Below are 16414 nucleotides of genomic sequence, written 5' to 3' on the forward strand. Positions count from 1 at the left end.
CGGGAACTCCCCGTCATATCGTGGAGAGGTCCTTTCCGGAACGCTTGTCCGGTTCCGTCGCGGTCGCGGTGTCGGCGGTGGCGTTCCGTTCGGCCCGGCGCAGCGCCCCGGCGCTCAGCAGCAGCGCGAAGACGAGGGCGGTGACCAGCCCGAAGGAGACGGTCAGCGAGGTGGCCTGGGCGAGGGCGCCGATGACTGCGGGAGCGATCAGGCCGGAGGTGTAGGTGACGGTGGCGACGCCCGCGATGGCCTGGCTGGCGTTGGTGCCGATCCGGCCGGCGGCGGCGAAGGCGAGCGGGACGATGACGGCGATGCCGACGCCGATGAGCGCGAAGCCGGGGATGGCCAGCGCGGGGCTGTCGGCGGCGACCACCAGCAGGCCGCCGACGGTGGCGACGGCCCCGCCGAGGCGGGTGGTGCGGACGGCGCCGAGGCGGCGGATCGCGGCGTCCCCGGCGAGCCGGCTGACCGCCATGGTCAGCGAGAAGGCGGTGTACGAGGCGGCCGCGAGGGTGGCCGAGGCGCCGGTGACGTCCCGCAGGTAGACGCCGCTCCAGTCCATCGAGGCGCCCTCCGCGAAGACCGCGCAGAAGCCGACCAGCCCGATCACCAGCGAGCTGCGCGGCGGCAGCGCGAAGCGCGGTGGCTCCTCCGCGCCCTCCGGCGCCCGCAGGTCCGGCAGGCCCCGGCAGACCGGCTGGGCGAGGATGAGCAGGACCAGGGCGGTGACGGCCAGCTGCAGCCGGGCGTCGAGGTCGAGGTGGGCGGCGAGGATGCCGAACCCGGAGGCCAGCAGGCCGCCGGCGCTCCACATCCCGTGCAGGCCGGACATGATCGAGCGGCCGAGCCGTTCCTCGATCTCCACGCCCTGCGCGTTCATCGCGACGTCCGCCATCCCGGCCGTGGCCCCGTACACGAGCAGTGCCGCGCACAGCCCCGGCAGGGAGGGGGCGAGTGCGGGCAGGGCGAGGGCCAGGCACCAGAGGGAGATCAGCCCGCGCACCGCCGCCCGCCCGCCGTAGCGGTGGACGAAGCGGCCGGCCAGGGGCATGGCGAGCGAGGAGCCGACGGCGGGCATGACCAGGGCCAGGCCGAGCTGGCCGGCGGAGAGGTCGAGGCGGTCCTGGATCCAGGGGATGCGGGTGACGAAGCTGCCGCTGACGGCGCCGTGCACGCCGAAGACGAGGGCGATGCTCGCCCGGGCCCGGCGGGGGGCGGCCAGCGGTTCCGGCGGTGGTGCGGTGGTGCGGCTCATCGGCGTTTCCTCCCGGTCGCGCGGGGCGGGGCGCGACGGTGCCCCGGTGGGTGGACGGTTCGATAAACTATCAGGAAGGGAACCTGATAGAAACACTCTGGAAGGATGAGCGGTCATGACCAGCGCGCGTACGGCCACGCCGAGCACCGCCCGGGCGATCAACGACCGGCTGGCGCTGAACCTCCTGCTCGAACAGGGGCCCCTGACCGCGACCGAGCTGCGCGACCTCACCGGCCTCTCCCGGCCGACCGTCGCGGATCTGCTCGAACGCCTCCAGCGCACCGGCCTGGTGGCCCTCGTCGGCGAACGCGGCGAACAACGGCGCGGCCCCAACGCCCGGCTCTACGCCCTGGCCGCCTCCCGTGCGCACATCGCCGCCTTCGACGTCCGCTCCGGCGGCGTCACCCTGGTCGTCGCCGACCTGGCCGGGCGGACCCTCGCCACCGCCGAGGTGCCGGTCGAGGGCGATGGGACGCCCGACACCGCCGCGGCGGTCACCGCCACCCTGCTGGAGACCGCGCACGGCGTCGGCGTCGAACGGCTGCACACCGTCGCGGTCGGCGCCCCCGGACTGGTCGACCCCGCCACCGGGCGGCTGCAGAGCACCGGCAAACTCCCCGGGTGGCACGCCGAACTCCACGCCGCACTGACCGAGCTGCCCGGCACCGACGTCATCCTGGAGAACGAGGTCAACCTGGCCGGGCAGGCAGAGCACCGGATCGGCGCCGCCCGGGACCGCGACACCTTCGTGCTGATGTGGCTGGGCCACAGCGTCGGCGCCGCCGTCATCCTGGACGGGCGGCTGCGCCGCGGCGCCTCCGGCGGCACCGGCGAGATCTGCTTCCTGCCCGTCCCCGGCACCGTCGGCCTGCCCAGAGCCGACAGCTGCGAGGACGGCTTCCACGGCCTCGTCGGCAGCGCGGCGGTCTGCGCGCTGGCCCGCGACCACGGGCTGCCCGCCGACCCGGCCGGGGACGCGCCCGCCGCCGAGGCCGCCGTCCGCGCCGCCCTGGACGCCGGCGAGGCGGGCGGGCGCTTCCTGGACGAGCTGGCCGAGCGGATCGCGATCGGCGCGGCCGGCGTCTGCGTGGTGCTCGACCCCGGCTGCGTGGTGCTCGGCGGCGAGACCGGCCGGGCCGGCGGCGCCGCGCTGGCCGACCGGGTCGAGCGGCGGCTGGCCCGGCTCTCCCCGCTGAGCACCGAGGTGCGGGCCGGGACGGCGGGCGGCGGCGCGGTGCTCGCCGGGGCGGTGCTGACCGCCGGGGACGCGCTGCGGCGGGACCTCTTCGGCGAGCCGTAGCCGCGCCGGTGCCGCCACCGGCCGCTCGCGCTTTTCCGGCCGCTTTTCCGGCCGCGCCGCCGGTACGGCAGGATGGCAGCGGGGGCGCGTACGACCGTCCCCGCGCCTCGAACCACCCGTCTCCCGAACCACCCGTCCCTCGAACCACCGTCAGGAGTCGCACATGGGCCAGCCCGAGGTGCCGGCCAACCCGTACCGCATCGGCGAGGCCGCGGCGCTGCTCGGCGTCAGCGCCGACACCATGCGGCGCTGGGTGGACGCCGGGCGGGTCACCGCCGCGCGGGACGAGCACGGCCACCGGATCATCCCCGGCGCCGAGCTCGCCGCCTTCGCCCGGGAGCTGGCCCGGCCGGAGACCGCCGAGGCCGAGGGCCGCCCGTCCTCGGCCCGCAACCGATTCCCCGGCATCGTCACCCAGGTCGTGCTCGGCGACGTGGCCGCGCAGGTGGAGGTCCAGGCCGGGCCGTTCCGGGTGGTGTCGCTGATCAGCCGGGAGTCGGCGGAGGAGCTGAACCTGGTCCCCGGCGCACCCGCCACGGCGGTCATCAAGTCCACCAATGTGATGATCGAACGGCGCTGACAGCCCACCGACGAGTCCCGGAACCGACCCGAGAGGCCCGGATGCCACCCCAGCCCCTGCCGACCGCCCAGAGCGCCGTGCCCGCGGTCGAAGCCGCCGCCGCCCGGCCCGGCCGGACGGTCCACGCCCGGCACGACACCGGACGGGTGCTCGCCGTCGCCCACCGCGGCGACCCGTACCGCCACCGCGAGAACACCCTGCCCTCCGTCGAGTCCGCGCTCGCCGCCGGAGCCGACGCCGTCGAAGTGGACGTCCAGCTCACCCGTGACCGGGTACCCGTCCTGCTGCACGACCGCACCCTGGAACGGCTCTGGGGCGACCCGCGTGCCATCGGCCGGGTCACCGCCGCGCAGCTGGACGAACTCCGGCAGGGCCCGCACGCCATCCCCACTCTCGCCGAGGCGATCAAGGCGGTGGCCGCGGCCGAAGACCGCCGGCTGCTGATCGACCTGGACGACCCCGGGCCGGCCGCCGCCACCTGGTCCGAGGTCACCGGGCTCGGCGCAGAGCGGCACGTCGCCTTCTGCGGCCCCGCCACCGCCATGCTCGCCGTACGGGAACTGAGCCCGGACGTCGAGATCGCGCTCACCTGGAAACAGCCCCGGCTGCCCGCCCGCGCCCTGCTCGACGATCTGCGCCCGCGCTACCTCAACCCGCCCTTCGGCCTGGTCACCCCCGAGTTCACCGCCGCCGCCGCGGACGCCGGACTCGCCGTCTCCACCTGGACCGCCGACCTGCGCCGCACCATGCGCCGCCTGCGCGACGCCGGCGTCGCCTCCATCACCACCAACCGGATCGCCGCCCTGCGCTCGGTGCTGGACCGCCGCCCGTGACCGCCACCGGGCCGGTGCTGGGACGGCGGGCCGTCGGCCGCGCCCTGCTGGCCCGTCAGCACCTGCTCGCCCGTACCCGCCGGACGCCCGCCGACCTCGTCCACCACCTCGGCGGCCTCCAGGCCCAAGCCGCGCCCCACCCGCCCTACCTCGGGCTGCTCGCCCGGCTCGACGGCTTCACCCCCGAGCCGCTGAGCGCACTGATCGAGCAGCGGGCAGTGGTCCGGATCGCCCTCCAGCGCGGCACCATCCACCTCGTCACCGCCGACGACTGCCTGACCCTGCGCCCGCTGCTCCAGCCCGTCCTCGACCAGGCGCTGCGCACCACCTACGGCAAACAGCTCGCCGGGCTCGACCTGGAGGCCCTTGCCGCCGAGGCGCGCGGCCTGGTCGAAGCGGAACCGCGCACCTTCCAGCAGCTCGGCACGCTGCTCGCCGCCGGCCGCCCCGACCGCGACCCGGCCGCGCTCGCCCAGGCCGCCCGCTGCCGGCTGCCCCTGGTCCAGGTGCCGCCCCGCGGCCTGTGGGGACGCGGCGGGCCGGCCGCCCACACCACCGCCGAGGCCTGGCTCGGCCGCCCGCTCGACCCGGCGCCCTCGCTGGACGATCTGACCCTGCGCTACCTCGCCGCCTTTGGCCCGGCGACCGCCGCCGACCTGCAGAAGTGGAGCGGGCTCAGCCGGCTCGGCCCGGTGCTGAGCCGGCTCGCACCCCGGTTGGCGACCTTCCGGGACGAGCACGGCCGGCTGCTGTACGACCTGCCGGACGCGCCCCGGCCCGACGGGGACACCCCGGCGCCGGTGCGGCTGGTCGCTCCGTTCGACAACCTGCTGCTCTCCCACGCCGACCGCACCCGGGTGCTGCCGGAGGAGTACCGGGAGCGGGTCATGACCCGGAACGGGATCGTGCTCGGGACGCTGCTGGTGAACGGGCTGGTCGCCGGTACCTGGCGGCTGACGGACGAACGGGACGTCGTCGTCCGGCCGTTCGCGCCGCTGCGGCGGGCCGACCGGCAGGCGGCGGAGGCCGAGGCCGAGCGGGTGGCGGCCTTCGCGGGCCGGGGTGGGGCCGTGGGCGGGGCTGAGGGCGGGGGCGGGGATGGGCAGGGCGGCGGCGGGGCGGCCCGCGGCGCGGTCCGGATCGAGGCGCCCCAGTAACCCGTTCGGGTGCTTGCCGGTGACTCGACGGGCGCGTCGTCGGCCGCTCTGCTGAGCTGGGGCGGTTCCGACCCCATGACCCCCGGCGGAGGTGACCGTGTCGGTGGAGCGCCCGCCCGATGGCCAGCCCGAGCACCGCAGTCCCGAGCACCGCAGTCCGGACCACCGCAGTCCGGACCAGCTGCTGCCGCCCGTGCTGCGGCAGGCGGCGGCCTGGTCGGCGGCGGTGATCCTGCTGATCGCCGTCGCCTCGATCGTGGTCTTCGCGCTGGTCGAACTGCGGGCCGCCACCGTCCCGTTCATCCTGGCCCTGCTCGGGGCCTCCCTGCTCTACCCGGTGGTGCCCTGGCTGGTCCGGCGCGGCGTCGGGCGCGGCCTGGCCGCCGGGCTGACCTGCGTGGTGCTGGTGGTGGCGGTCGGCGGGGTGATCGCGCTGCTGGTGAACTCCCTGGTGCACAGCGCCCCGCAGATCGCCACCTCGCTGCAGGAGTCCGGTCAGCGGCTGTCCGAGTGGCTGGGGCCGCTCGGGGTGAAGATCCGGCACGCCCTCGACAACGCGAAGGGCGAGACCAACTCGCTCGTCTCCACCCTCACCAGCGGCGTGCTGTCCGGCCTCGGCCTGCTCACCCAGCTGATCGCCGGCGGGGTGCTGTCCCTCGCGCTGGTCTTCTTCTTCCTCCGCGACGGCCACCGCACCGGCGACACCATCCGCTCGTACCTGCCCGAGCGCAGCGCCGAGACCGTGATCGCGTGCGCCGAACGCGCCTTCGACGCGATGGCCGGCTTCATGCGCGGCACCACCCTGATCGCCCTGATCGATGCGGGCTTCATCACCGTCGGCCTGATCGCCCTCGGCGTGCCGGGCGCGCCCGGACTCGGCGCCCTGGTCTTCATGGGCGCCTACATCCCCTTCGTTGGCGCCTTCCTGTCCGGCACGGTCGCCGTCCTGGTCGCCCTCGCCGACGGCGGACTCGGCACGGCCCTGTGGGCCCTCGGCGTGGTGCTCGCCGTGCAGATGATCGAGGGCAACATCCTCCAGCCGGTCATCCAGAGCCGCACGGTCGAGTTGCACCCGGCCACGATCATGGTCGCCGTGGTGGCCGGCTCGGGCATCGCCGGCATCATCGGCGCCCTCCTCGCCGTTCCGGCCTGCGCGGCGGCGACGGGCATCGTCTCGGTGCTCCGGGGTGTCCCGGCGCGGGCGGACGGCGGGGCGTGAGAAGCCGGTTGCCAGGCCCGGGGCCCGTGTGTGAACATCGCTAATGCGACATGAGTCGCGATAACTTGGGGTGGGGTGGCATGGAACTCTTCGAGGTGGCCGAGGCTGGGGCCGGCCCGTACGGGGTGGCCGTCGGCAGCGACGGGGGTGTCTGGTTCACGCTGGTGCACTCCGGCGAGGTGGGGCGGCTGGGCGCGGACGGCTCGGTGGCGCGGTACGGCCTGGGGGCGCCCGGGTGCGGGCCGGCGGTGATCACGGCCGGCCCGGACGGGGCGATGTGGTTCAGCCGGATGCGGGACCAACGGATCGGGCGGATCGACGGGGACGGCGAGGTGGGCTCGTTCGCGCTGCCGGGCGAGAGCGCCGGGCCGGGCGGGAACACGGGGCCGTACGGGGTCGCCGCCGGCCCGGACGGGGCGCTGTGGTTCACCGAGCCGAACGCGGACCGGATCGGGCGGATCACCGTGGACGGCGAGGTGACGGAGCATCCGCTGCCCGTGGCCGGGGCGTTCCCGTCGCTGATCACGGCCGGCCCGGACGGCGCCCTGTGGTGCACGCTCAACCAGGCCGACGCCGTCGCCCGGATCACTGTCGACGGGGAGGTGACCGTCCACCGGCTGCCGACCGGCGGCACCGCTCCGGTCGGGATCACCGCCGGGACGGACGGGGCGCTGTGGTACGTCGGCATCGGCGGCGGTCTGGTCGGGCGGATCACCGTGGACGGCCGGGTGACCGAACACCCGCTGGCCGACCGGACGGCCAGGCCGCACGCGATCGCGGCGGGGCCGGACGGCCGGCTCTGGTTCACCGAGTGGGGCGCCGGCCGGATCGGCGTGCTCTCCCCGGACGGGCAGCTCGACGGCCACCTGGTCCCGGCCGGGGCCGCCGAGCCGCACGGCATCGCCGTCGCCCCGGACGGCACGGTGTACGCGGCGCTGGAGTCCGGGCAGATCGCCCGGCTGGCCGCTCAGGGCTGACGGCGGAGCAGCTCCTCCAGGTCGGCGAGCAGGCCGAGGGCGGCGGCCCGGTCGGGGACCGGCTGCGGGGCGGGGGCGCGCTCGGCGACCACCCGCAGCGCGGCGGCCGCCTGGCGGGCGAACATGGCCAGCAGGTCCAGTTCGGGCAGGCTCGCGCGGGCCTGCGGGGCCGGGTCCAGCACCTCCAGGACGCCGAGCACCCGGCTGCCGTGCGTGAGCGGCGCGGCCATCAGGGCGTTCGGGACGTACGCGGTGGACTCGGCGAAGTCCCGGTCGAAGGTGCGGTTCGCGCCCAGGTCGTCGACCACCATCGGCTCGCCCGACGCGGCGACCCATCCGGCGATGCCCCGGCCGGCCGGGAACCGGCGGCCCACCAGCGACTCCTCGCCGCGCCCGGACACCGCCTGGAAGACCAGCTCCCCGGCGCTCTCGTCGAGGAGGCAGACCGAGCCGGCCTGGGCGCCGAAGATCGCCCGGGCGACGTCCACCACCGACTGCAGCAGCTCGCGGGCCAGCGGGTCGGCGGCGGGATCAGTGCTGAGGGTCATCGGGCGCCTCCGGGGTGGGGGTGGTCGGGACCTGGACGTTGGCCGCGGTGAGGTAGAGCGCGCTCTTCAGCTGGAAGGTCGTCAGCCGCGGCCGCCGGGACAGGATGCGGGCGCAGAGCCCGGCCACGTACGGGGTGGCGAAGCTGTTGCCGGTGGTGCGGATGGTGGCGCCGCCGAGCCAGGGCACCCGGACGTTCTGGCCGGGGGCGAAGAACTCCACCGGCGGCGCCGGGTTGTACAGGTGCAGGGCCGGATCGTCCTCCTGGTGGCTGCCCACCGAGATGACCGAGGAGAACCGCCAGGGGAAGCTCTCCACCGGGGTGTTGTGGGCGGAGGCGACGATCGCGGTGCGGGCGAAGAAGGCGTCGTCGGCGATCGCGTGCAGCTCCTCCAGGAAGCGGGTCCGGGTGGTGGAGAGGCTGAGGTTGACGACGTCGAAGCCCTGCCGGACGGCCCACCGCAGCCCGGCGATCAGCATGTCGCCGGTGCCGGTGAAGCGTTCGCCGAGGACCCGGACGCTGTAGAGCTCGCAGTCCGGCGCGGTGCGGCGGATGATCCCGGCGCAGGCGGTGCCGTGGCCGCAGGTGTCGCCGGCGGTGTCCGGGCGGACGGTCAGCTCCCGGGTGACCGGATCCTTGACCACCGCCCACGAGCCCTGCAGCGGGCCGACCAGCGGGTGGTCCGGCTCGACGCCGGAGTCGACGACGCAGACCCGCACGCCCTTGCCGGTGCCGCCGCTTCCGCCGCCGGTCTCGTCGCCGGCGTCGGTGAAGTGGTCGGCGAGGACCGGGAGTTCGGCGGGGGAGCGGTCGCGCAGGCTCCAGGTGAGCCCGGCCGGGCCGCTCACCGGGTGCCCCCGAGCCGCTCGGCCCGTCGTACGCCGGGCAGGTGGCCCTTGGTGGCGAAGCGGTCCCGGGCGGTGGCGGCGGCCACGGCGGCCTCGGCCGGGCGGTCGAGCAGCAGCAGGGCGTGCGCGCGGTCGAGCGCGGTCAGCGCCTGGAGCAGCAGCGACTCGGTGGCTTCGGCGGCGCTCAGGGCGGCCGCGGTGAGGTCCAGGGCCGGTGCGCCCTCGCCCCGGGCGGCGGCGAGCCGGCCGCGCAGCGCGTCCAGTTCGACCGCGAGCACCGGCGGCAGCGCGGCGCCGGCGTCCATGTCGTCCAGGTGGCGGGCGGCCTGGGCCGGGCGGTCGGTGTCGAGCAGGACACGGGCCGTGGTGAGGGCCAGGCGCGGCAGCGGGGCCGCGGTGCCCTGGCGGCGGGCGATCTCGGCGGCGTCGGCGAGCAGGTCCAGGGCCTGGCCGGTCTGGCCGGTGGCGGCCGCGGCCTGGGCGGTCAGCGCCGGCAGTGCCACCATCGCCTCGGCCAGCGACAGCTCCCCGGCCAGGCCGTTGGCCTCGGCGAGCAGCAGCTCGGCCTCGGCGGGGCGGTCGCGCAGGGCCAGCAGGACGGCCAGCGGGCCGTTCAGCGCGACCCGGACGGTGCGCCGGCCGGCGCCGTGCTCGGCGAGCAGCGCCCGCAGCCGGAAGGTGACGTTCGGCACCGGTTCGGGGCCGGCCAACAGCGAGGCGGCCAGCGCGGCCAGCACGGCGGCCCGGTCCAGCTCGGCGTCGGTGCGGGAGACCTGGTCGAGCGCCTCGTCGAGCAGCTGCTCGGCCGCGGTGTGCCGGCCCGCGAGCAGGTGCTCCTCGGCCAGCCGGAGCCGGGCACGGGCCTGGCCGAGGTCGTCGCCGGTGTCGGCGAACAGCGGCAGCACGGCGCGGGCGGTGGCGGCGGGCTGGTCCGGGCCGGGCGGCAGGCCCCGGGCGGCCAGGGCGAGCCGGGCGTGCGCGGCGTCCAGTGGGTCGGCGGCGGAGTCCCGGACCTGGGTCAGGACGGGCAGGGCCTCGTCGGCGCGGCCGAGCGCCAGGCGGGTCTCGCCGAGGCGGCGCAGGGTGGGGCCGGCGGAGCGCTCGTTCGGGTAGTGCAGCCGGACGGCGCGCTCCAGCAGGTCGACGGCGGCGGCGAGGTCGGCGCGGGCGAGGGCGCCGGCGCCGGCGGTGCCGAGGGCGGCGGCCGCACGGCTGCGCAGGGTGTCGGTGCGGGCGTCCAGCAGCCCGAGCTCCAGCCGGTAGCGGTGGGCGCGTTCCAGGTGCCCGCCGACGGCGGCGTCCCCGGTGGAGCGGACGGCGGGCAGGTCGGCGGCGCGCTCGTGGCGTTCGGCGCGGGCCCGCTTGGACATCGACTGGTAGACCGACTCCTGGACCAGGCCGCTGCTGAACCGGTAGCCCAGGCCGGCCGGTTCGACCAGGCGGCGCTCGGCCAGCCGGGCCAGCGCGGCGTGCAGCCGGGGCGGGGTGTCGTCGCCGGCGGCGGCCGGGCCGACCGGAAGGCCGTCGATCGGGCCGGTGAAGACGTCGTCCTCGGGGTCGGCGAAGGCGTCCTGATCGGCACCGCCGTGGGCGAGTTCGGCCAGCTCGGCGGCGGTGAAGGCGCGGCCGAGGACGGCGGCGAGATCCAGCGTGGCGCGCTCGTCGCGCTCCAGCCCGTCGATCTGGGCGCTGAGCAACGCCCGTCCGGCGGGCGGGAGTTCATCGGCCAGGGCGGGGCCGTCGGCCTCGGTGAGGGCGGCCAGCAGCTCCTCCAGGTGCAGCGGGTTGCCCTCGGCGCGCTCCAGCAGCCGGGTGGGCACCGCGTCCTGGTGGGCGCTCAGCTCGGTCAACTGGGCGGCCAGCAGGGCCGATTCGTCCCAGGACAGGCCGCCGACCGGCAGCGCCGGCAGCTCCGGGCGGGCGGCCGGCAGCTCGGGGCGGGCCAGGCAGAGCAGCAGCACCGGAGCCGCGCCGAGCACGCCGGTCAGCCGCTCGACGGCGTCCAGCAGCGCCGGGCCGGCCCACTGGCAGTCGTCCAGGACGAGCACCGCGGGGCGCTCGACGGTGCGCCCGCGCAGGATCGCGGCCAGCAGCTCCAGCGACCGCCCGGCGCCGATGCCCGGCGCGGTGGCCTCGTCCAGCCGGGCCAGCGCCTCGGCCGGGGCCGCGCCCTCGGGCTCGTCCAGCAGGGTGCGGACGGCCTCGGCGAGCGGCGCCAGCACGCCCTGCTCGCCGAAGCTGCGGCAGCGGGCGGTGCCGCAGCGCGCGGTGCGCCGGCCCACCCGCTCGCGCCAGTCGCGCACCAGGCGGGTCTTGCCGATCCCCGCCTCGCCGGACACCAGCAGCAGCTCGGCGCCCGAGCCGCCCGCCACCCGGACCAACGCCGCGTCCAGCTGGGCCAGTTCACGCTCCCGGCCGACCAGCGGCACGTCGAAGCGGCGCAGCAGCTCCGGGTCGTCCTCGTCCAGGCCGACCAGGCGGTAGGCGGTGACCGGCTCGGCCTTGCCCTTCAGCCGCAGCGGCCCGACCTCATCCACCTGGGCGGCCGGGCCGGCCGCGCGCAGCGTCTGCGGGCCGATCAGCACCTGGCCCGGGGCGGCCTGGGTCTGCAGCCGGGCGGCGATGTTCACGGTCTCGCCGGAGATCAGCGCCTGGCGCGCGGAGGCGTCCGAACCTGCCACCACCTGGCCGGTGTTGACGCCGATCCGGACGTCCAGCCGGACTCCGAGGGTGGCGTCCAGCTCGGTGTTGAGGTCCTCCAGGTCCTCCAGCATGGCGAGCGCGGCGGCCAGCGCCCGGTGGGCGTCGTCCTCGCGGATCACCGGGACGCCGAAGACGGCCATCACGGCGTCGCCGATGAACTTCTCCAGGGTGCCGCCGTGCGCCTCGATCCGGCGGTGCATCCGCTCGAAGTAGCGCAGGATCACCTCGCGCAGCGTCTCCGGGTCGAGCGCGCCGGACAGGGCGGTGGAGTCGACCAGGTCGCAGAAGACCACCGTGACCAGCTTGCGCTCCTCGGCAGCCAGGTCGAGGGCGGCGGCCCGCGGGGTGCCGCAGGCGGGGCAGAACTGGTCATTCGTGGCGACGAGTTGGGCGCAGAGTGGGCAGGGCATGGGGGCCGTCCTTCGGTCGTCCTCCGCGGTGCGGGGCGTACGGGGGCGCGGGCGTACGGGGTCTGGCGTGCGGGGTCCGGGTGTTCCGAGCCTGAGTGTTCCGGGCCAGGGTTGCGGGTGCGGCTTCGGGCCCGGTTCGGGAGCGCCTGGCGATCGGTATGGCCGCAGGTGGGGCGGGGTGCGGGGGCGCCGGGCGGCGGCGGCGAGGGGCCGGCGGGCCCCGCCGGCGGGGCTGCGACCTGCGGGCATACCGGCGGCCAACCGCCTCCAAAGCCGGGCGCAGCCGGCCCCGCCCACCATGGGTCGGCACGGCGGGCACCCGCTCGCCGCCACCGTAACGAACCATCTGTGGAAGGGAGTTCGACCATGGCTGAGAACATCGACCAGAACACCGACCAGAACACCGACCAGAACGTCGGCGAGAACGGCGAGGAGGCCCCGGAGGTCGAGGCGCACGCCGCGAACGTCCTGGACCTGCAGTCGATGAAGGTCCTCGCCGAGGCCTCCGACGGCAACTGCTTCAGCCTGATCAGCTACGTCGCCGGCGCCGAGACCTCCGCCTGACCGGCACCGGCACCGGGGCGGGGGCGGGCGCACCACCGCCCCCGGCCGCCGGCCGTAGCGCAAGGCTTCCGGGGCGGTCCCGCCGACGCGGGGCCGCCCCGGCCCGATCCGCCCCCACCCCACCACGGAGGACGGCCATGGAGCCCACCCCGCTCGCCCGCAACCGGGACTTCCGGCTGCTCTGGGCCGGCGGCCTGCTGGCCTCGCTCGGCTCCCAACTCGCATCGATCGCCCTGCCGTTGCTCGTCCTCCGGGAGACCGGCTCGGCCGTCCGGGCGGGCGCGATCGGCACCGTCTCGGTCGGCGCGCTGCTGCTCACCATGCTGCCCGGCGGCGTGCTCGCCGACCGGGTCGAGCGGCGCCGCCTGATGCGGGTCTGCGACGTCGTCAGCCTGCTCGCCGTCAGTGCCCTGGTCGTCGCCGTGCTGCGCGGTCACACCCCGCTGCCGCTGGTCCTGCTGGTCGCCGCGGCCGGGGCGCTGATCTCCAGCGTCTACGGCCCCGCCGCCGGCGGCCTGCTGCGCGCGGTGGTGCCACGTGAGCAGGCCCGCGACGCCTCGTCCCGGATGCAGGCACGCGGCGCCGCGGCCCGGCTGATCGGACCACTCGGCGGCGGCGCGCTGTTCGCCTGGCACCCGGTGCTGCCGTTCCTCGCCGAGGGCGTCGGACTGCTGCTGTCCACGGTCTGCGTGGCCCTGATGCGGACCCGGTCGGTGCCCGGCGAGAAGAGCGGATCGGTGTTCAACAAGCGGGAGTTGACCGCCGGGCTGTCCTTCATCTGGCACCAGCCCTACCTGCGGACCCTGCTGCTGATCTTCGGCCTGGGGATGAACTTCGCGTTCAGTGCGCTGATGTTCGCCACCCTGGCCGTCGCCTCCGACGGCGGCCGCTCCGGCGTCGGCGGCGGCACGGTCGTCTCCTGCACCGCGGCCGGCGCCCTGGCCGGCGCGCTGCTCGCCCCGAAGCTGGGCGCCCGGGCCCGCGACGGCAGCCTGGTCGCGCTCGCCTGCTGGGCCTGCGCGCTGACGGCCGGCGTCCTGGTGGTGACCCGGGTGCCCCTGCTGGTCGGGCTGCTCTGCGCGGCCTGCATGTGCCTGTCCACCGTCGCCAGCATCGGTTTCGTCTCCGGCATGCTGCTCGCCGCGCCGCCCGACCGGATCGGCCGGGTGCAGAGCGCCGCCGCCTTCCTCTCCACCCTGGTCCAGCCGTTCGGCCCGCTGGTGGGCGGCACCCTGCTCGGCGCGGTCGGCGGCACCCGTACCTTCGCCCTGCTGGCGCTGGCCATCGCGCTCTGCGCGGCCGTGGTGACCTGGGCGCCGCCGGTGCGGCGCGGACCGGCGCTGAGCCCCGCCGTCTGAGCCCCGCCGTCCGGAAGGCGTCCGGGCACACCGTCCGGAAGCCGGCCGGGGCCGCCCCTCCGACGCTGTCCGACCCGCCGTCCGAACCGTTCCGGAAGGAGGCGCGCCATGGCCGGCGCCCACGAGACCCAGCTGTACTGCCTCGCCGACCCGACGTACTACGACACCCCCGGGCGGCTGCGCGACCGGACGAGCCGCTACGCGCTGGGGCTCGGCGAGCCGCCCGACGGCTGGCGCCGGGAGCACCGGGGCCTGTGGACGGTGCTGCGGCCCGACGGGGTCCGACTGCCGGAGCAGGGCTGGAAGCTGCACGTGTCGGCGGTCGAGGACGGCGCCGAGGAGACGCTGGCCGTCGTCGCGCGGATCTGCGCCGCACGCCGGGTGGTGTTCAAGTTCCTGCGCGGCCCGGCGGCGCTGCGGGTGGCGAACGGCAAGTTCACGGGGCGCGGCAGCAGTGGCAAGTTCGTCACCGTGTACCCGCCCTCCGAGGAGGAATTCATCGGACTGGCCGAGGAGTTGGCGACGGCGCTGGACGGGCGCCCCGGGCCGTACGTGCTGACCGACCTGCGGATCGGCACCGCCCCGGTGTACGCGCGCTACGGGGCGTTCGTCGAACTGTGGTGCCAGGACGGCGCCGGACGGCCCGCACCCGCCCTGCGGGATCCGTCCGGCGCCCTGGTGCCGGACTCGCGAGAGCCGGCGTTCCGGCTGCCGCCGTGGGTGCGGCTGCCAGAGGCGCTGCGCCCGCACCTGGCCGCGCGGGAGGCGGCCGTCGGGGAACTGCCGTACCGGATCCTCGACGTGCTGCAGTTCTCCAACGCCGGCGGGATCTACCTGGCCGAGCACCGGGGTACCGGGGAGCGGGTGGTGCTGCGCGAGGCCCGCCCGCACGCCGGGCTGGACGCGGCCGGCGCGGACGCGCTGACCCGGCTGCGGCGCGAGCGGTGGGCGCTGGAGCGGCTCGCCGGGCTGGACTGCGTGCCCCGGCTGCACGAGGTGCGGACGGTGTGGGAGCACACCTTCCTGGTGCAGGAGCACATCGAGGGCGTCCAGTTGTTCACCGAGGCGATCCGGCGCTACCCGCTGGTGCACCAGGACTGCACCGCGCAGCAGCGCGCCGAGTACGCCGCGTGGGTGGGCGGGGTGGTCGCCGGCCTCGACAAGGCGCTCGACGCGCTGCACGCGCGGGGCGTGCGGTTCGGGGACCTGCACCCGGCCAATGTGGTGCTCCGGCCGGACGGTTCGGTGGTGCTGGTGGACTTCGAGTACGCGGCGGCGCTGGACGACCGGCGGGTGCCGACGGCCGGGGCGGGCGGCCCGCGGATTCCGCCCGGGCTCGACGGGGCCGGGGCGGACCGCCACATGCTGTGGACCACCTGGCTGATGCTGCTGATGCCGGTGCTGGAGCTGGCCGACCGCGACCCCGGCAAGCTGCCGGCTCTGGAGCGGCGGGCACGGGAGTGGTTCGGGCTGGGACCGGAGGAGGGGCCGGTGCGACCGGGGACATCGGCGGCGACGGCGGAGTCGGTGAGCGAGCGGCGGGGCCGGGAGCTGCTGGCCGGCCCGTCCTGGGCACCGGCCCGGCGGGAACTGGTCGCGGGGATCCACGCGGGCGCCACCCCGGACCGGCCGGACCGGCTCTTCCCGGGGGACGTGGCCGGCTTCGCCGACGGCGGGACGGGCGTCGCGCACGGAGCGGCCGGGGTGCTGTACGCGCTGCACCGGGCGGGCGCCGACTGGCCGGCGGAGTACGCGGACTGGCTGGTCGCGGCGCTGCGCCGGCGCGGTGCCCGGCCGGGCACGGGCGGCCTGTACGACGGGCCGCTCGGCGTCGCCGTGGTGCTGGCCCGGGTGGGGCGGCCGGAGGCGGCGGAGGAACTGCTCGAACGGGCGCGCGCGGCCCGCCCGGCACGCGAGGCCGGACTGTTCGGCGGGCGGGCCGGCGCCGCGCTCGCCCGGCTGCGCCTCGCGGACGCGCTGGGCGGCCGCCGGGAGTCGGCGGACGCGCTGGCCGACGCCTGCGAGCTGGCCGCGGTGGTCCGCGGCGAGGAGGTCGCCGGGCTGGACGCGCCGACCGCGGCCGGCCTGCTGTACGGGCTGGCGGGCATCGCGCTCCTCCAACTCCGGCTTTACCGGCGGACCGGCGAGCCGTGGCTGCTGGACTCGGCGCGGGCGGCGCTGGAGCGGGCGACGGCGCAGTGCGTGCGGGTGCCGGACGGCTCGGTGCAGGTGCTGGAGGCCGGGCGGCGGCTGGCGTACCTGGACCGGGGGAGCAGCGGCATCGCCCTGGTGGTGCGGGAGTTCCTGGACACGGCCGAGCTGCCCGACGGGGAGGCGTTCCTGGCGGCCGTCCGGACGGTCTGCGCGCCCGGGTTCGTCCGGGAGCCGGGGCTGTTCCGGGGGCGGGTCGGGCTGACGCTGGCGCTGGACGGGCTGGGCGGCTCGGCGGAGGCCGTCGCCGGGCAGGTGGCGCGGCTGCAGTGGCACCTGGTGGCGCGGCCGGAGGGCCTGCTGGTGCCGGGGATGCGGCTGCGGCGCTTCTCGGCGGACCTGCACACCGGGGCCGCGGGGGCGCTGCTCGGGCTGTGGGGGCTGGAGGAAAGCGGGCGCGGGGACGTGCTGGACCTGCTGACGCTGGGCTGAGGCCCCGCGCCGCGCCGGCC

General features: G+C 76.7%; 13 protein-coding genes. 9 read left to right on the plus strand and 4 right to left on the minus strand.

Translation table 11 applies throughout. The features are described from left to right. Positions 1 to 13 precede the first annotated feature (13 nt). Entirely contained in the window at positions 14 to 1255 is a 1242-nt protein-coding gene (locus AC0B61_RS09275; protein WP_471739997.1) for an MFS transporter, read from the minus strand. A gap of 115 nt (positions 1256 to 1370) precedes the next feature. Between AC0B61_RS09275 and AC0B61_RS09280 the strand changes: the two genes are divergently transcribed. The 6 genes from AC0B61_RS09280 (at position 1371) to AC0B61_RS09305 (ending at position 7321) form a co-directional block, all read left to right on the plus strand. After that, on the plus strand, positions 1371 to 2555 hold the full coding sequence (locus AC0B61_RS09280) for an ROK family transcriptional regulator (protein ID WP_471739998.1): 1185 nt from the start codon (positions 1371 to 1373) through the stop codon (positions 2553 to 2555). A gap of 163 nt (positions 2556 to 2718) precedes the next feature. Next, the gene (locus AC0B61_RS09285) at positions 2719 to 3135 is read left to right on the plus strand and encodes a TOBE domain-containing protein (protein ID WP_471739999.1); all 417 of its coding nucleotides are present in this window, start codon (positions 2719 to 2721) and stop codon (positions 3133 to 3135) included. 41 nt (positions 3136 to 3176) lie between these two features. Further along, positions 3177 to 3968 (plus strand): glycerophosphodiester phosphodiesterase, encoded by a 792-nt coding sequence (locus AC0B61_RS09290; protein WP_471740000.1) that lies wholly within the window; start codon positions 3177 to 3179, stop codon positions 3966 to 3968. Next, positions 3965 to 5125: a winged helix DNA-binding domain-containing protein gene (locus tag AC0B61_RS09295; protein WP_471740001.1), complete on the plus strand. Its 1161-nt coding sequence runs from the start codon at positions 3965 to 3967 to the stop codon at positions 5123 to 5125. The genes AC0B61_RS09290 and AC0B61_RS09295 overlap by 4 nt, the downstream gene beginning before the upstream one ends. A 97-nt stretch (positions 5126 to 5222) precedes the next feature. Further along, the gene (locus AC0B61_RS09300) at positions 5223 to 6344 is read left to right on the plus strand and encodes an AI-2E family transporter (RefSeq protein ID WP_471740002.1); all 1122 of its coding nucleotides are present in this window, start codon (positions 5223 to 5225) and stop codon (positions 6342 to 6344) included. Between the two features lie 80 nt (positions 6345 to 6424). Next, entirely contained in the window at positions 6425 to 7321 is an 897-nt protein-coding gene (locus AC0B61_RS09305) for a Vgb family protein (protein WP_471740003.1), read from the plus strand. On the opposite strand, the gene AC0B61_RS09310 is transcribed toward AC0B61_RS09305, so the two are convergent. The 3 genes from AC0B61_RS09310 to AC0B61_RS09320 are packed head-to-tail and all read right to left on the minus strand — an operon-like array spanning position 7312 to position 11829. Continuing rightward, positions 7312 to 7869: a GAF domain-containing protein gene (locus AC0B61_RS09310; RefSeq protein WP_471740004.1), complete on the minus strand. Its 558-nt coding sequence runs from the start codon at positions 7867 to 7869 to the stop codon at positions 7312 to 7314. The two genes, AC0B61_RS09305 and AC0B61_RS09310, sit on opposite strands and share 10 nt — an antisense overlap. Next, positions 7853 to 8716 carry a S8 family peptidase gene (locus AC0B61_RS09315; RefSeq protein ID WP_471740005.1) on the minus strand — a complete coding sequence of 288 codons (864 nt, stop codon included), beginning with the start codon at positions 8714 to 8716 and terminating at the stop codon, positions 7853 to 7855. Before AC0B61_RS09315 ends, AC0B61_RS09310 begins: the two co-directional genes overlap by 17 nt. Then, positions 8713 to 11829: an adenylate/guanylate cyclase domain-containing protein gene (locus AC0B61_RS09320; RefSeq protein ID WP_471740006.1), complete on the minus strand. Its 3117-nt coding sequence runs from the start codon at positions 11827 to 11829 to the stop codon at positions 8713 to 8715. Before AC0B61_RS09320 ends, AC0B61_RS09315 begins: the two co-directional genes overlap by 4 nt. Before the next feature lie 366 nt (positions 11830 to 12195). On the opposite strand from AC0B61_RS09320, the gene AC0B61_RS09325 reads away from it, so the two are divergent. From AC0B61_RS09325 to lanKC, 3 genes are all read left to right on the plus strand, one after another. Continuing rightward, positions 12196 to 12393, plus strand: a complete 198-nt coding sequence (locus AC0B61_RS09325) for a hypothetical protein (protein WP_471740007.1) — start codon at positions 12196 to 12198, stop codon at positions 12391 to 12393. A gap of 137 nt (positions 12394 to 12530) precedes the next feature. Continuing rightward, positions 12531 to 13751 carry an MFS transporter gene (locus AC0B61_RS09330; RefSeq protein ID WP_471740008.1) on the plus strand — a complete coding sequence of 407 codons (1221 nt, stop codon included), beginning with the start codon at positions 12531 to 12533 and terminating at the stop codon, positions 13749 to 13751. 108 nt (positions 13752 to 13859) lie between these two features. Then, positions 13860 to 16394 (plus strand): class III lanthionine synthetase LanKC, encoded by a 2535-nt coding sequence (lanKC, locus tag AC0B61_RS09335; RefSeq protein WP_471740009.1) that lies wholly within the window; start codon positions 13860 to 13862, stop codon positions 16392 to 16394. The last annotated feature ends 20 nt before the right edge of the window (positions 16395 to 16414 follow it).

It is taken from the genome of Kitasatospora sp. NPDC023385, assembly GCF_055664045.1.

What these genes read in the sequence shown, in the direction of transcription:
- AC0B61_RS09330 (WP_471740008.1), top strand. Translation starts at nt 12,531, where the DNA reads ATGGAGCCCACCCCGCTCGCCCGCAACCGGGACTTCCGGCTGCTCTGG.
- AC0B61_RS09275 (WP_471739997.1), bottom strand. Translation starts at nt 1,255, where the DNA reads ATGAGCCGCACCACCGCACCACCGCCGGAACCGCTGGCCGCCCCCCGC.
- AC0B61_RS09310 (WP_471740004.1), bottom strand. Translation starts at nt 7,869, where the DNA reads ATGACCCTCAGCACTGATCCCGCCGCCGACCCGCTGGCCCGCGAGCTG.
- AC0B61_RS09290 (WP_471740000.1), top strand. Translation starts at nt 3,177, where the DNA reads ATGCCACCCCAGCCCCTGCCGACCGCCCAGAGCGCCGTGCCCGCGGTC.
- lanKC (WP_471740009.1), top strand. Translation starts at nt 13,860, where the DNA reads ATGGCCGGCGCCCACGAGACCCAGCTGTACTGCCTCGCCGACCCGACG.
- AC0B61_RS09320 (WP_471740006.1), bottom strand. Translation starts at nt 11,829, where the DNA reads ATGCCCTGCCCACTCTGCGCCCAACTCGTCGCCACGAATGACCAGTTC.
- AC0B61_RS09325 (WP_471740007.1), top strand. Translation starts at nt 12,196, where the DNA reads ATGGCTGAGAACATCGACCAGAACACCGACCAGAACACCGACCAGAAC.
- AC0B61_RS09280 (WP_471739998.1), top strand. Translation starts at nt 1,371, where the DNA reads ATGACCAGCGCGCGTACGGCCACGCCGAGCACCGCCCGGGCGATCAAC.
- AC0B61_RS09285 (WP_471739999.1), top strand. Translation starts at nt 2,719, where the DNA reads ATGGGCCAGCCCGAGGTGCCGGCCAACCCGTACCGCATCGGCGAGGCC.
- AC0B61_RS09305 (WP_471740003.1), top strand. Translation starts at nt 6,425, where the DNA reads ATGGAACTCTTCGAGGTGGCCGAGGCTGGGGCCGGCCCGTACGGGGTG.